Source organism: Candidatus Aegiribacteria sp. (genome assembly GCA_021108005.1).
Classification (GTDB): Bacteria; Fermentibacterota; Fermentibacteria; order Fermentibacterales; family JCC-6; genus Aegiribacteria.
In genome coordinates this window covers 1-15,008 of sequence record JAIORS010000067.1, presented here as the reverse complement: position 1 = coordinate 15,008, position 15,008 = coordinate 1, and the positions used below count along the sequence as shown (strand labels likewise).

12 protein-coding genes are annotated in these 15,008 nt (G+C 45.4%); 3 read left to right on the top strand and 9 right to left on the bottom strand.

The genetic code is table 11. The features are described 5' to 3' along the window. Positions 1-58 precede the first annotated feature (58 nt). Positions 59-538 carry a prepilin-type N-terminal cleavage/methylation domain-containing protein gene (locus K8S15_04110; protein ID MCD4775219.1) on the top strand — a complete coding sequence of 160 codons (480 nt, stop codon included), beginning with the start codon at positions 59-61 and terminating at the stop codon, positions 536-538. 78 nt (positions 539-616) lie between these two features. Next, on the top strand, positions 617-1,147 hold the full coding sequence (locus K8S15_04105) for a hypothetical protein (GenBank protein MCD4775218.1): 531 nt from the start codon (positions 617-619) through the stop codon (positions 1,145-1,147). A 58-nt stretch (positions 1,148-1,205) separates the two neighbouring features. Here the strand turns inward: K8S15_04105 and K8S15_04100 are convergent, their stop codons facing one another. The 3 genes from K8S15_04100 to K8S15_04090 are packed head-to-tail and all read right to left on the bottom strand — an operon-like array spanning position 1,206 to position 6,761. Continuing rightward, complete coding sequence (locus K8S15_04100) at positions 1,206-2,900, bottom strand: T9SS type A sorting domain-containing protein (protein ID MCD4775217.1); 1,695 nt, start codon at positions 2,898-2,900, stop codon at positions 1,206-1,208. Between the two features lie 17 nt (positions 2,901-2,917). Then, positions 2,918-4,492 (bottom strand): T9SS type A sorting domain-containing protein, encoded by a 1,575-nt coding sequence (locus K8S15_04095; GenBank protein ID MCD4775216.1) that lies wholly within the window; start codon positions 4,490-4,492, stop codon positions 2,918-2,920. Positions 4,493-4,508: 16 nt separating this feature from the next. After that, positions 4,509-6,761 carry a T9SS type A sorting domain-containing protein gene (locus K8S15_04090; GenBank protein ID MCD4775215.1) on the bottom strand — a complete coding sequence of 751 codons (2,253 nt, stop codon included), beginning with the start codon at positions 6,759-6,761 and terminating at the stop codon, positions 4,509-4,511. Positions 6,762-7,084: 323 nt separating this feature from the next. On the opposite strand from K8S15_04090, the gene K8S15_04085 reads away from it, so the two are divergent. Continuing rightward, positions 7,085-9,292 (top strand): hypothetical protein, encoded by a 2,208-nt coding sequence (locus tag K8S15_04085; GenBank protein ID MCD4775214.1) that lies wholly within the window; start codon positions 7,085-7,087, stop codon positions 9,290-9,292. Between the two features lie 49 nt (positions 9,293-9,341). Here K8S15_04085 and K8S15_04080 read toward each other — a convergent pair whose 3' ends face one another. From K8S15_04080 to K8S15_04055, 6 genes are all read right to left on the bottom strand, one after another. Continuing rightward, complete coding sequence (locus tag K8S15_04080; GenBank protein MCD4775213.1) at positions 9,342-10,475, bottom strand: 4Fe-4S binding protein; 1,134 nt, start codon at positions 10,473-10,475, stop codon at positions 9,342-9,344. Positions 10,476-10,583: 108 nt separating this feature from the next. Then, a complete protein-coding gene (locus K8S15_04075) occupies positions 10,584-10,919 on the bottom strand; it encodes a TfoX/Sxy family protein (protein MCD4775212.1) in 336 nt (111 codons plus the stop codon). A 58-nt stretch (positions 10,920-10,977) separates the two neighbouring features. Beyond that, a complete protein-coding gene (locus tag K8S15_04070; protein ID MCD4775211.1) occupies positions 10,978-11,853 on the bottom strand; it encodes a homocysteine S-methyltransferase family protein in 876 nt (291 codons plus the stop codon). 8 nt (positions 11,854-11,861) lie between these two features. After that, positions 11,862-12,494 carry a corrinoid protein gene (locus K8S15_04065; protein ID MCD4775210.1) on the bottom strand — a complete coding sequence of 211 codons (633 nt, stop codon included), beginning with the start codon at positions 12,492-12,494 and terminating at the stop codon, positions 11,862-11,864. After that, positions 12,481-13,221 (bottom strand): hypothetical protein, encoded by a 741-nt coding sequence (locus K8S15_04060; protein ID MCD4775209.1) that lies wholly within the window; start codon positions 13,219-13,221, stop codon positions 12,481-12,483. Before K8S15_04060 ends, K8S15_04065 begins: the two co-directional genes overlap by 14 nt. Then, positions 13,218-14,678: a trimethylamine methyltransferase family protein gene (locus K8S15_04055; GenBank protein MCD4775208.1), complete on the bottom strand. Its 1,461-nt coding sequence runs from the start codon at positions 14,676-14,678 to the stop codon at positions 13,218-13,220. The genes K8S15_04060 and K8S15_04055 overlap by 4 nt, the downstream gene beginning before the upstream one ends. Positions 14,679-15,008 lie beyond the last annotated feature (330 nt).

Genomic DNA, 15,008 nt, shown 5'->3' with positions numbered 1-15,008 from the left:
TGGATATCCCTATGGTGGAGTATACCCTATTGACATCAGTCAGCTAATGAGTGACTCCATGCTATTGCCTGTTGGAAACAAATTTTGGTATACTTTTTCACAAGGGAGGTATTCAATTGTGAAACGTGGGTTTACTCTGATAGAATTAATGATTGTTGTCGTGATCATTGGAATAATATCCGCAATAGCTATTCCAAAATTCGGAGATATCAAGACTGATTCCCAGAAATCCTCCTGCAGATCGAACTTGCGCAATCTTGCATCAGGGATGAACATGTACTTCGCTGAAAGAAACGCATATCCGAGAAGAATCGAAAATCTTGACTGCATGATAGCAAACGCATCCGAAATGCGTTGCCCGTCTGCCAGCGGTTCAAGTTTCGGAAGAGCTGGAAGATACACTGTATATGGATATGTATATACTTCGGGCAGTACAACATATTCTTATTACTACTCAGTCTGTTTTTATGTTTTTCCCGAACATGGATACTTCTGGGATGGCGTTTCCAGCTGGGAACGCGGCTGGACACCTGAGTAAAGCGTTGTCTTGAATGAGGCTCTTAAAAACATCAATCAATTCTGCAAATAGTGTAATACGGGTGAAGGAAGGTATTCAATGAGTAATTCTGATACCGCTGAAAATCGAATTTTCGATGAAGCGGAAAAAGCTTTAAGCAAAGAGAGAGAACAATTACATAGTAGTAAAAAGAAAGAAAAGAAAAAGATCCCTACCGAATACCTGCTTGCAGGAACCGTAGCGGTTCTTGTTATCGTACTAATTGTACAGTTTATGCTTTCCGGTAAAGATGAAATCACTGGACCTGTTATTTCTCAGGTAGTGGTCCAGCAGTTCAATGGTCAACTCAACGCCTTGTCACAAATGGTTAAAAGCTACGAATCGGAGTTTGGAACACTCCCCGCAACAGAGGAGGAGTTTCTCGGATATGATGATCCTATCATAACTTATGACCGAACAGCATCTCATTCATACACACTTGTTTATACTTTCGGTGATTCGGTGTTTGTGCTGGAAGAGAGCATTGAAACGGAAACAGACATTGAATCAATTCAATCTCCCGACAATTTGCCTGAAAATCTTCCAACTGATATCCCGATTCCACCTCCGAATGATCAAACACTCCCGTGAAAAAATTACGCTCGTGAGATGCATTATCCCTTCAGCAGTTCCCTTCCGATATCTGCGGTCAGAGCAGCAGAATTGTGTTTGTGAGTGATTCTTCCCCTATATCCAGACGGCAGTAGTATATCCCTGAGCTCACCGAATACCCTCTGTTATCCCTGCCATCCCAGACCACCGACTGGTTTCCATCCGGCTGAGTCGCATCGACAAGAGTACATATCCTTCGACCGGCTATGTCGAAGATCGCTACTGACACATTGCAGCTGCGATAAAGGCTGTAGCTTATAGTCGTCATTGACTTGAACGGATTTGGAAAATTCTGATTCAGTCGAGCATCAGCATCTGTTGTTACTTCTTCAATGAAGGATTGCTCCTCTTTCTTAAGTAAAAAAACATCTCCTGATATGATTGTAATTGAATGAGTTCCCGGTTGCAAAAACACTGTTTCAAAATTGCCATTTTCATCAAAGGGAATCAAGTTCGTCCATTCGCATTCATAGTCAATGGAGAAAGAATAGACCGCGGAATTAAGCTCTGTCCACACAAATTGAATATCATTTCCTGTTTCCAGATCGCAGTAAACATATCCGTAGTTTCCGTTGGCTTCATCATGAAAATCGTTTTCACCGATGAATTCCGCTTTGTTTGAATCGATATTCTCTGCTAATATTCCATAGCTATAATAATTCTTTCGAAAATGATTGAATTCATCCGGCGGTTCTCCACAAAATGAACCATCTCCGATCAAGCCCATCGAATTAAAGACTGAAGCGGGATTTCCTGCGAAGCCGTGCCATTCCATTAAATTGTTCCAGAACAGTTTTTCCAGACCGTTAGCGAAATTCCATAAATAGCGTTTGACCAGACTTTCAGCTTGTTCACCTTTTGTCTGAAATGGCTGGTCATCCGGCTGATAACACCAGGTACCATGTTCACAGCTCCAGATTTCAACATTCTCATAACCGTTACTGTCCAAAATACTACGATACTCGGTGATGGCCTGCATTTTATAATTTCCTGCGTTGCCCCAGTGATGTATATCGATCACATCAATAGGTGTTCCAATGATGGCAAGTTCCTGAATTGACAGTTGCAGATAGGGTTCAACCTGAAAACCGGTTGTTGGGGCAACGAGACAGATTTTCGCTTCCGGATCAATTGAATGAATTGCTGATTCCGACAGAGCAACGATTCCCGCATAATCTTCCGGTGTCAAACCTGCACTTTGCAAACCAGGTATTTCATTTCCAATCTGCCAGTATTTCACATTAACAAATTCGTTTAAATCATTAATGCCATCTCCATTGTAACGATCAACAGCAGCCATTAGAAAATTCTGCCAGTTATCCGGGTAATCCAACGGATTCCTGAAGTCCTCCTCCCTCCCGACATGAAAACAACCAAGCCAATTAACACCGGCGGGGCTATTGTAGATATTTGTGATCACACTATCGGGATTAGTAAGAATATTCCAGACGTAGTTTCCATTCAATTCTGGTTCTATTAGTTCCCAGATAAGTTGCGTGTTTGAACGGGTCCAATGTGTTCCCAGGTTTTCGAAATGTCCGTCAACCCAGTTCCAATATTCTGAATCGCAAAATTCCATCTGCTCCATAAACCAGTAGTATTCCAAAGCGTAAGCTCCAAAGATCCCAAAGCGAGAATCCTCAAAAGTTTGTGCGAAAACTGTTGACGGTTGAACTGCTCCGATAAATATGAATATCCCGAAAATCAGAATATCTGATTTTTCTATCAACATGATTTTCTCCTTTACCGCTACTTCACAAGCACCATTCGTCTGCTCTCGGAAGGATTATTTCCAGATATCAAATGACAGAAATAAATACCCGAGCCGACAGGATGGCCGTTTTCGTCTGTTCCATCCCACGAAACACTGTGCTCTCCTGCTGGAAGAACTGAATTCACAAGGGTTTTCACTATTCGCCCGCTGATGTTGTAGATAACAAGCTCCGTACCGGCTATGCTCTCTACTGTTGTGAAGGAGATCGTGGTATTAGAACCGAATGGATTTGGAGAGTTCTGATTCAATCGAACACAGGCAGGAATTTCACCTGTATCTTCAATCGAAGTGGTGCTGGATTCCACAAAAAGAGGTTCTTCAGTAACAAATAGACTTGTACTGCTTTGAAAAGTTTGATTGCCATGCCCATCGGTAGTCAGTAATTCCCCGGATATCTGCGAAGAAAAATCTATGGTTTCTGTTCCGAAATTAGTCCATACAGCATAGATCGGTTGTTCTCTTTTAATCATTTTATGAACATTCAGGTTATCACCCAGGTATACGAAAGTATCATATCCTGCACTGTCTAACAGAACCGGCATAGCTTCGTAAGTGTAAGGATAGGGATCGCCCTCTACATAATTGAATGATGAAACGCCGGGATTCACCGCTTCCCAGTCCAGATACTGTTGATAAATTTCCGAAGACGAGGCATACACGGCGATTGTATCCCCTGCAACAATGGTGTGATTGATGAAACTCTCATTCAACCAGTCCAGCATTTCTTCAATGGCACCACGGTGTTGAAAATTCATACAGGGATGAGTATTAAATCCCCAGACCCAGATTTTGTCATTCGCATTATTACGCACGCGACTTAACCATTCTATGTAGATCATTAAGAACCGGCGTTTCATTTGCGGCAGTAACAGATACATTCCATGAGTATTATCCGGTTCGTTTATCTGCGGCAAATGAGGAATAGTAATGAACTGAGTTGTCAGGTCTTCTTCACATGCACCTGAGTTCTCCCATGTAGCAGGGCGAAAAGGATTCCAGGCCTGATGTCCAAAATAGAAATAGCCTTCTTCTCCAGGCCCTGTAACGAAATCAAACTGGTGAATCTGCATCATTGTATCAATATATGCCTTGCCGGTCATAGTACATAAGCTATAATTGTTTTCTGCTCCAATCACTGAGTCCACGAACATTTCAGCGTCCCCGATAATCTGGTTCACTAAATCAAAGGTCAGCGGTTCCCCGTAATGGTCTATCCAATTGTGCGGACCCTCATAAGTAACCAGATGTGTATGAGTGCCTATATCAAAACCAGCCGATAAATACTGCAGAAAATCGTTCTGATGACCATTTTCCAAACAGAATTCCATGTATTCACCGTTCGACTGAAGAGACAACTTCGCTCCATAAAACAGGGCAATATCCCGCAGCCAGTTAACCTCTTCCCGTCGCTGGAGATAGTTCGGCCCAATGCCCATTGGCTCATTATGAACATCGAAGATGATGTTAATGGGCGGTTCATTTGGGTTTGCTGAACTGGTAGAACAAATGATTGTCATAAATACCCAAACGAATATTGTTTTTTTCAACATGGTTCTCTCCTTTTAGCTACTTTAAAAGCACCATTCGTCTGCTCTCGGAAGGATTATTTCCAGATATCAAATGACAGAAATAAATACCCGAGCCGACAGGATGGCCGTTTTCGTCTGTTCCATCCCACGAAACACTGTGCTCTCCTGCTGGAAGAACTGAATTCACAAGGGTTTTCACTATTCGCCCGCTGATGTTGTAGATAACAAGCTCCGTACCGGCTATGCTCTCTACTGTTGTGAAGGAAATCATGGTTGTTGAGTTGAAAGGATTTGGATAATTCTGATGAAGAACTGGATATACAGCCGAAGATGAACCGCTAAGCCACTCCTCCGTTTCCATCCCGGTTGAGCTAGACTCCCAGATACTGAGCTGAATATCATCGAACCATGCTTCCACAAGACCGTGGACAGAGCACCGTATTGTAACACTGTCCGCGCCTGCAGGAACAGTTTCCCCTCCATTCAGCCATATCCAGCCCTGTTCGTTATTACGATGAACAATTATCAGGGAAGAAAAGAGGGACCCTCCAGGGATACCGCTTCCCGTGAAGAGAATCTCATAGCATGCATATCCAGTGTTAGCGTCAGTAAGAAGATCCCGCTTCAGCCAGCCGTTCAGCCTGACATGCTGACCCGGTTCAACGGCGAGTGACTGCTCAAAGGCAGCATTGGTAACGGGTTGTAATCCCGTAATATGAGCCGACCAGGAACCGCTGTGGGATGTGCCGGATTTGTCAAACACCGCGCTTCCCGGCGGGTTTGCAGTCTGGGTCCAATTCGATGGCAGGGCTCCTCCCTCCTCAAAACCGCAGTTCAGCAAATCTATCGGCAACTCAGAAGGGCATTCAAGATTGAAACTGATGTACTGAAGATCCAGGCTTCGACCGGAGGATGGATCGTATACCGTCTCTACCCACTGATCTGTCACCCATTCCGGATGGCTTGTCCAGGTGGCTGTGTCCAGTACTTCTCTGTACGTATTAGCTGGAAACAGAGGGAACCAGACGATTATTTCCTCTCCTGTTTCCATTGATCCGAGGTCTATACTGAATCCTTTAGCGTAGACCTTATAAAAGGGTTCTCCCTCTTCGGGAGTAGGACCGGATGTAAACATTGCTCCATACTGTTCAAACTCATCAAGCATCATCATCGCCAGAGCAAGATTGCCGGGATTTCTCTGCAGCGATCTCATTGTCGTATTTTCTTTCCAGATGTGATCGAAGCCTGATTCCCAGTTCATATGAATGGGAGCATCGGAGTTCGGCCAGCAGAAGGTGAGTTTGTGTTCTGGTCTCGCAGGGAAACAGGCAAGGGAATCGCCATTCTCCCAGTATTCCGTGCTGCCGCCGGATGTTTCCATGTTCGCCCAGTATCCGGATCCGTCTGACAGCTGCACCCACCATTGTGTAACCGGATGACACTGCTGCACAGGGAATGGTCGGGCCGGTATATCGAGCGCCCGGAGAAGAGAGGATGTCAACCGCTCGAATTCGACGCAGATAGCACGTTCCTCTTCAACAACTTCCGAAGGTTCATAACTCCAGTCGTTGAAGTTAAGACCCCATCCTCCGTTGTTGGTCTGCCAGGCACCGCATGTAATATCTCCGGGATAGTTTTTCTGGAGATCGTAATGAATGTGTGTTACGACCCAGATGTACACCTTTCTCGCGACCTCTGTCTGATTTGTTCTAAGAGGCTCGGGTATGGACATCAGAATATCGTTCGCGATTGATGCTATGAGCGGATCGGCGGGATCGATATGCTCTCCCGGAAGCAGGTAGACTGTAACAGAATCCGGATACAGAGACGGATCCAGTACAGCGTTTTCATCCGGTTGAAGAGTATCCGAATTCACAACCATAAAATCGATGATGTAACCCATCTTCACATAAAGATATTGTGACCTGCGAGAGTTGCTCTCTTCCAGATCAGTAAGAACCAGATCAGTACTGACTGTTCCACCTGCAGGAACATCGATTCTCCCCTCGAACGCGGTTATGCTGCCATCCCTGACAGCACACACGATGTGGCGGGGAGAGCCGCATTCTACATCTGAGAGTAAATAGCTTCCATCCACACTGGTAATATCCCTGATATCACTGCCGTAGACGAAAACCTCCGCGCCTTCCACAGGAAGCCCGGATTGATCTTCCACCGTTCCTGAGATATTACCTGTTCCCGATTGAGCAACTGCCGTCTGAATCAGCAGCAGCATCGGGAAAAGAAAAAAGATAGTATGCTTCAAACCCGTGCGGTCTAGCTTCAACATCAGTCTCCCCCGTCTATTACGTTTTCATGCAATAACTGATTTCTCATAAACCTATTCTTTTCTGCATGAATTAATCGGGTATTACGAGTTTGTAACAGATTGTAACAGCTTGAAAATTGCTGTACAGGTTACCGGCACCATCAGCGTTGAATATTTGAAGTTGAATTACTACCTGTCTATCTTCCTGCTATATGCAGCTGAGTTTAAATGTACATTCTGATAAAGTACCGCTGTCAATTTTATAGGTGTGGATAGATTCTCATTATAATCCCTTAATAGTCAAGGCTGTTTAAGTATATGGTTTTATTTCCAATGGAGGATTCATGTCTGCAGTATGGTTTATTCCGGTATTGATTGTTGCGCTGACGGGTGCAGTTCCTGACAATATGGGTTTCGAGATGATGGATGATGAAGGGTCGATGCCACTGAACTGGATCCTTGAGGGGGCGGGTTACTCCGGTAACAGCGATTCAGTGGTGGTATTCAGCGGGAATCGCTCCTTACGGCTCGAATACATCGAACCTGGTAGCTACTTCGGTTATGTCTCACAGTACATTCCTTTCGCTTACCAGGGTGAATCGATAACATTGAGCGGTTACCTGCGCAGCAGGGATATGGGGGATAAAACTTTTGCTGGTCTGTCCCTTGATCTGTACGATTCTCAGGGCGATGTAGCGTGTAGTGAATACATGTATCTGGAAGATTTACAAACCGATACGGACTGGCAGCAATTTGAGATAACGATGAAAAACAGCATCTTTGGCGACACACTGGAACTTGGCGTTTACCTTATGGGGCCCGGTACGATATGGATAGACGACACGGAACTGCTGCTGGACGGAGAACCTATTTCTCAAGCGATGGAACGTGATCTGCCCGGTGCGCAACTGGATCATGAATTCGACTCCGGGTCCGGCCTTGAATTCAAAGAAGTTGATGATTTTCAGATAGAATCGTTGGTGCTGCTGGGAAAGGTCTGGACCTTCCTGAAGTACCATCATCCCCAGATAGGCAGAGGAGATGTAAACTGGGATTATTTCCTTATACGGATACTGCCCTCGGTGCTGGAGGCATCAACAGAGTCTGATCGACAGCAGGTGCTCCTGGATCTTGTAAACAGCCTTGAACCAGTTGTTGCGGCAGAATCGTATCTGCCGGAACCGGAAGAAATACATCTTTGCCCAGATCTGAGCTGGATAGATGGTCCCGAGGTCAGCCCTTCGCTTGCTACCGCACTGTGGAGTGTTTACGAGGGGCGTTATCAGGAAACCCACTACTACGTAAGGGGAACACCGTATTCAACCTTCAGCGAATGTGGATACGAGGATATGGACATACCTGATATGGGGTTCCGTCTGCTGGCTCTGTACAGGTACTGGGGGATCATAGAGTACTTCTTCCCCTACCTTTACGCCATCGATGAAGATTGGGATGATGTACTCCGAACTTACATTCCTGTGTTAATCGCAGCGGATACTCCGCTTTCCTATCAGCTTGCCCTTCAGAAGCTCATCGTTTCCATCGGTGATTCCCATGCGAGCATCTGGAATGAACCTGATGCCCTGAAGGAGTTCTTCGGCAATTTATACACTCCACTTTCTCTCGCGCATATGGAAGATCAGTGGGTTGTTGACGGATACATGCACGAGTCCGTTGTTAGTTCCGGAATTGAACCGGGCGATGTGATTGTCGCTATCGACGGCCAGCCTGCTGCCGACAGGACGGAAGAACTGTTCCCGTACGCAAACTGTTCAACAGAGGGTTCACGCTACGATATACTCGGCCGTAAAATGCTCAGGGGAAACGCTGACACAGTTGCTATCACCATTCAAAGGGGCGATGACACGCAGGTTGTGACGATGCGCAGAATGGAGAAGGAAGAAATTGACTGGGGAATGATAAATCAGCCTGCAGCAGGTAATGGCTCGTATACCCTTCTTGATGACGGAACGGGATATGTCTACGCCGCTACGCTCTCAAATGAAGACATGGAAGAGATGAAAGAGGAGCTTCGATATTCGGATGGTCTGGTTCTGGACCTCCGGGACTACCCCGGGGGGTTCGTGATATACAATGTAGCTGATTTCATCCTGCCTGAGGAGACAGTGTTTACCCATATGACCTTCCCTGATCACAGCAATCCGGGTACTTTCACATGGGGAGAACCTCTTTGTGCAGGTGGAGGTGATTCTTTAGTATACGAAGGTAAAGTGGCAGTTCTAATTGATGAGGGATCCATCAGCAGTGCGGAGTTTCACGCCATGGCCTGGAGGCTTGCGCCCCGGGCACGGGTGTTCGGCAGCCCCTCCGCAGGTGCGGACGGCAATATTACGCACGTTTCTCTGCCTGGTGGCGTGAACACAGTCTTCACAGGACTCGGAGTCTACAACCCCGATGGAAGCGAGACTCAGAGGGTTGGGATTATTCCTGACGTTGAAGTGAGACCAACCATCGAGGGTATGCAGGCCGGCCTGGATGAGGTGCTTGAGGCCGCCCTTGAATGGCTGCATTCAGAGGATCCAATGCAGTAACCGGCTTGCACCCATGTAACCAGAATCTCCTGACAATATTGGAGTGAAACTAATCTATTTTGAGTAAAGAGCGTGCTTTTCTGCTTCGATATCTTTTTAAGAAGTTCGTAGTAAACTGAAGGTTACCTGTAGGGCATGTTTCAACACAGACACCACACCCCACACAGTTTATGGATTTTACCGGCTTACCGGCCTTTGCCCTGCTCATAATGTCAATAGACATCTTGCAAACGTCATTGCACAATCCACAACCGTTGCATTTCGTAAGTCCGGTGGTGATCTGCTGTCCCGCGATTCTCCCAATAACCCCAAGCAGAGTACCGGCCGGGCAATAATAGCAATAGGATCTTGCTCCTATAAACAGCATGAAAAATATCATCAGATACAACTCAAAGACCAGATACTTAATCCTTTCGATATTTATTAATACCCTCACGGGAACGATCTCAGTCCCGGTGAAGAAGAATATTCCCCAGGCAACCATCAGGGCCAGGCAAATGACAATCATGAAAATTTGAAACACAAAAAGGATTGTCCGCATCCTCGGATGAACCACCTTTGATCGAGGACGTTGTTTATTATGAGGGATTAAGGGCAATGCTTCGCCAAAAGCCTCTGCATGAGCTCCGACAAATGTGCACAGCATACTGCAATGCCAGCGCCTTCCTAAGAATACTGTCCCGACGAGTACAATTAACTGGTATATGTAAAATACCCAGAGCGTAATAACAACTCCGTTCCAGTCCAGGATTTTTGTCAGGGAGACGGTCAGGTGAGCGCCTGTTACCGGTGCTTGAAATGGCAAAGATGCCCAGGGAAACGGCATCAAAGCAACATAGAATTCTGTAAATCGCAGTATGAATGGCAGGATCAGATACAAAAATAAAAACGATATGGAGAAACTGGCAAAACTGATCAGCCTGAATTTGGATATCTTACCTTTTGAAATTTTAACATATTTGACAGTTAAATAAAATCCAATAATCGTGGTTATCGATCGAATCCCATTCTCAAAGATGATAAAGATCCACTCAATTATTGCTTTAACTTCCGGGCTTGCGTTTTTCCTTACAACGCCCATTAAAAATCCTGCTACTAAACCTGAAATGATGAAAAAATAAACAGTGTATCGCAGTAATCTGATATAGCGCTGTGATTCTGCCTGCTTGTCCGTTTTACTCATCCGTTTCCAATTCAGTACCTTTCACCCTGTCTATCACAATTCCGATCTACTATTAGACAACGTTACAATCAGCGGCGCTTGATAAGGCCGTCCGTTTGTAACGATTGATTATGTGTGTTTTCTTTTCTTCTTTTTTGATTTTGGTTCTGGAAGCTCTTTAACTGTCACTCTTACTAAGTTGCTAATCCAATCCCTATCTTCAAGTTTATCATCTATTAGAAAATATAACCTTGCTCCCGGGTAGGGAGGTGCTTCAATTACATCTTTGATAAAAAGTCTTCCGGCTTCGGTTGGTTTAATAAATAATTGGTCATCGCATACGAGTGCCATTATTTTACCATCGCTATAAAGTGCATATTCACCAAACATTTTCTTGTATGTAATTTCACCGGCATTTTCAATTTGATCGACGACGAATTCAACAAAACCTAAATCTGATGACATTTGATTTCCTCTATTGTTCTTTGGTGATGATATTATATAAGGCAATTATGCCTGATATTCATATTGAATTCCTGATTGCCCTGATATGCTCCGGAGTCGTTCCGCAGCAGCCCCCGATTATTGACACACCGGCATCAACCAGTTCCTTAGACTTCTCCGCCATGAATTCAGGTGTTTCCGGATAAACAAGCTCCCCGTTCTCAATCAAAGGAAGACCGGCATTTGACTGGATAATGATGGGAAGAGTGGTGTGCTTTCTGTATTCCCTGGCTATCCTTATCATGTTCTCGATTCCGTTTCCGCAGTTGGAACCGATTACATCAGCACCGGCCTCCTCAAGAATTTTCACAGCCTTTTCGATCGTATCACCCATAATAGTGAAGAATCCTCTTGGGGTGGAGTCGTAAGTCATGGTCGCCATAACGGGGATTCCCGGTGCCTTCGTTTTAGCGGCTTTCAGAGCAAGAAGCGCTTCTCTTAGATCCATCATCGTTTCGATACAAATTACATCACATCCAGCTTCAGCGAAAGCCTGCATCTGAATTTCAAAACTATCGAAAATCACTTCAGGATCGGTATCCCCGTAGGGTTTAAGGATCTTTCCGCAGGGGCCGCAGGATGCAGACACATACGCCTTTCCTTCAACAACCTTCTTAACGACGGAAACAGCATTTCTATTAATCAGAGGAGCTTTATCCTCGAGAGAATAAGAGGCTAGTTTCAGGGGTGATCCTCCGAACGTATTCGTCTGAATTATATCGGCTCCGGCTTTGAGGTAAAGTATGGCTATATCCTCAAGTATATCGATCCTTGTGAGATTCATTCTTTCGGGGCACTCACCACTTTTGAGCCCCCTTTCGAACAGCATGGTTCCCATGGCTCCGTCCGCAACCAGTATTTCGCCATTGTTCAGGCGCTCAAGCAGTCTTTTCATCAACTGTTTTACCGGAAAAACGATTCAACGGTTTCAACCGCGTTTGCACCGTCGTAACTGTATGCGTCTGCGCCTATTTCAAGAGCGTATTCCTTCGAAACAGGTGCCCCTCCCACCATGATCTTGATTTTACCGTACAGCCCCTCAGCTTTTGCCAGGTCAACGACTTTCTTCATTGTTTGCATCGTTGTAGTAAGAAGAGCGGACATTCCGATTACATGAGCATTTTCTTCTCTGGCAACTCTGATGAATTTCTCAGCCGGAACATCGTTTCCAAGGTCAATGACTTCAAATCCGGCACCCTTGAGAAGAATTCCCACCAGATTCTTTCCGATATCGTGCAGATCATCCTTTACGGAACCTATCACTACTTTTCCCTTTATTGGAATTCCATCCTTGATAAGAAGCGGCTTCAGTACCTCCATTGCCCCGTTCATCGCTCTTGCGGCAAGAAGGACATCGGGAAGGAAAATTTCATGGTTCTTGAATTTCTCGCCAACGATATTCATTCCGGCAATTAGGCCATTATCCAGTATTTCACTTGGCGGTATCTGTTTCTCAACAGCGTCTTTTGTGAGTTTGACAACAATCTCATCAAAACCACCCTGCAGATTGAAAGATATCTGATTAAGAAGTTCCATAATTATCCTCCTGTGCATCAATAACAACATTTCGCATTCTCTCGATACATGATTTTGTTCTGCATGTATCACAGAACGGATATGAATTCGTAAATTCATGAGTTTCTCCGGGTCCGGCAATAAGCACTCCGGACACGGTCTTTATCGGACTCATAAGATAACTCTCGTTCAATGTTATACCTATCTCTTCCGGATTAAGAACTTCAAACAGTTTTTTTTGTCCGCTTATATGCCATCCACAATATCCCGGGCTGTAGTTCAAGACCCGCAGCGGATCTGATGATGACTCCTTCCCGGCAAGTTCCGTTTGAAGAAGATTCGCGATAGTATTCGCGAGTGAGTCTGCAGCGTATGACGAGACCGAATCAAGCATATAGCCGGCAGCATAATCTCCTTTGTCGAAGAGTTCTGTCACTTTCTCACTGAGAACAGGCCCGAGTGTAACAGCGAATAGAGCAAGGTAACTGCTTTTCCTGTAAATATCCTTTACCGGATTCTCCTGCTCGTTCAACCCTTCTCCGCGGAATACTTCCTCGAAATCGGACACTTCGATCCCGGCCATTATGCCCCTGGGTTCTGCGAGTTCTTGAAATGTTTTAATTGCTTCTACGTAGATCTTCTCGAAGTTCTCGCTGACCTCAGTTCCATCGGGAATGCCCTGGCTGCGGAGTATTTCATCTCGCGAAAGTCTTATATCCTCCAGAGTAAAATCAATAATCGATCTCATAAATCCTCATGTGGAAGTGAATCCATGCCGTACTTTGCGGCTTCCTTTTTCATTAGTCCGGTCATTTCCGCAAGAACATCATCAGGCAGCTCTGTGGGCTTCCATGCTTTCAGCAGTCTTTCGATCTCCATTTTCGCCCTATCGCCGATGCTAAGGCTCCCCTCTTCCATCCACCTTGAACTGTTCGCACGGTCAATTACAGCCCCCGGGAAATAATGCTCATCATGGAGGTACTTTCTTGTATGGTTGGCAATCAGAAGATGCTTGTCCCGCAGAAGTTCCTCGAAGATCGGTATGGAGGGAAAATCTTCCTTCGGTTCTATTCCCCTGGTCAGCCTGAGTGTCATCCCGCAGATCTCGTTATCAACAACCAGTTTTTCAAGGCTCTGGCAGCTTTCAAAATCAAGCATTCCGGGCCCGGATATGCTGTTTATGCCGGACAGAGCAGCAAGGGTCGCCCCCATCGAGGTTTCAAGACCCGCCTGAGCATCCAGCTGCTTCGCGTCGCTCAGGGCAATGTAAGCCTGGGTGGGAAGATTCAAATACTTACCGATCTCGTTATTTGCGCAGTCTATCATCTGCGTTTCAACAGCTCCCATAGGCGTGGTCTCGTACCTCACATCAAACGCGGCGGGTGAACCGCCGTAAATGATCGGAGTTCCCGGTTGTGTAAGTTGGCTCAGGACAACACCGCTTAATGTCTCGGCAGCATGCTGAACAATGGATCCAACCAGTGTCACTGGAGCCATGAAACCCGAAAGCGGCATCGAAATGTATTCAACAGGTATGAAGTGGTTCGCGCAATCGACCAGGTTCTGAGAAGTGACGTCGCTCCATTTCAAAGGAGCGGTCGGGCAGCATGAGAATATCGTAAGTGGTCTTTTCTTCAGCGCATCTCTCGATCCGCGGATGGCAAGCTGCAAATCTTTCATCACGTTAAATGCGTCAATTGTAAAAGCGCCCGTTACCACAGGTTTTTCGCAGTACAGAAGGCTCAGGAAAAGCCTGTAGCTGTCCGATATCCTCTCGTGAACATCCGCTGGAATGAACGCTGTACTCTGAGAGGCGATATTATCCAGTCCACTCATCAACTTCGCGTAATCTACATAATCGGCGGTTGACGGTTTCCTGATCTCACCGCTTGAAGGATCAAGGATATTAATCGCAGCTGAACCAGGTGTGAAGTAAACATTATGATCCCTCAGATCGTGTGTTTGCCTGCCCATGACATCGTATAGTTCAACCGAATCCGGCGCTGTCTCAAGGGCTTTATCTATGATGTCAGGAGTGAGAAACACATGATTTTCCCTCATGCCTACTGTAGCGCCATGATCAGAGAGCATCGAAAGAACACCGTCATTATGAATCTCTACACCCAGATCGCACAGGATGTCCCGCGCTTCTGAGATTATTCTCTCAATAAGTTCATCACTCAGCAGCCTTAGTACAGGTCTCATAAACGCTCCTTAACTTTCAAGAGAATTAAATACTGATGATTAACGGAAAGTAGAGATGAAGCCTCAGCTTGTCAAGATGAAGAGTACAATAACATCTGAGGCAAGTGAACCGAACAACTGTACATACCATTGCATTGACAGCCTGAGGTTGAGTCCGAACAGGATTCGTGCACCTGAACTTTCTCGAACTACAGCAGCTTCAATATATAGAAGAAGCCACAATAGCATATATTATTATAGAATATTTAAAATAAATAGATAATAATGCCCGGATGCAAGACCTGATAACATATAGCCGACCCCCCACATGATTAGTAAATTATGATCATC

What these genes read in the sequence shown, in the direction of transcription:
- K8S15_04110 (MCD4775219.1), top strand. Translation starts at nt 59, where the DNA reads ATGCTATTGCCTGTTGGAAACAAATTTTGGTATACTTTTTCACAAGGG.
- K8S15_04105 (MCD4775218.1), top strand. Translation starts at nt 617, where the DNA reads ATGAGTAATTCTGATACCGCTGAAAATCGAATTTTCGATGAAGCGGAA.
- K8S15_04100 (MCD4775217.1), bottom strand. Translation starts at nt 2,900, where the DNA reads ATGTTGATAGAAAAATCAGATATTCTGATTTTCGGGATATTCATATTT.
- K8S15_04095 (MCD4775216.1), bottom strand. Translation starts at nt 4,492, where the DNA reads ATGTTGAAAAAAACAATATTCGTTTGGGTATTTATGACAATCATTTGT.
- K8S15_04090 (MCD4775215.1), bottom strand. Translation starts at nt 6,761, where the DNA reads ATGTTGAAGCTAGACCGCACGGGTTTGAAGCATACTATCTTTTTTCTT.
- K8S15_04085 (MCD4775214.1), top strand. Translation starts at nt 7,085, where the DNA reads ATGTCTGCAGTATGGTTTATTCCGGTATTGATTGTTGCGCTGACGGGT.
- K8S15_04080 (MCD4775213.1), bottom strand. Translation starts at nt 10,475, where the DNA reads ATGAGTAAAACGGACAAGCAGGCAGAATCACAGCGCTATATCAGATTA.
- K8S15_04075 (MCD4775212.1), bottom strand. Translation starts at nt 10,919, where the DNA reads ATGTCATCAGATTTAGGTTTTGTTGAATTCGTCGTCGATCAAATTGAA.
- K8S15_04070 (MCD4775211.1), bottom strand. Translation starts at nt 11,853, where the DNA reads ATGAAAAGACTGCTTGAGCGCCTGAACAATGGCGAAATACTGGTTGCG.
- K8S15_04065 (MCD4775210.1), bottom strand. Translation starts at nt 12,494, where the DNA reads ATGGAACTTCTTAATCAGATATCTTTCAATCTGCAGGGTGGTTTTGAT.
- K8S15_04060 (MCD4775209.1), bottom strand. Translation starts at nt 13,221, where the DNA reads ATGAGATCGATTATTGATTTTACTCTGGAGGATATAAGACTTTCGCGA.
- K8S15_04055 (MCD4775208.1), bottom strand. Translation starts at nt 14,678, where the DNA reads ATGAGACCTGTACTAAGGCTGCTGAGTGATGAACTTATTGAGAGAATA.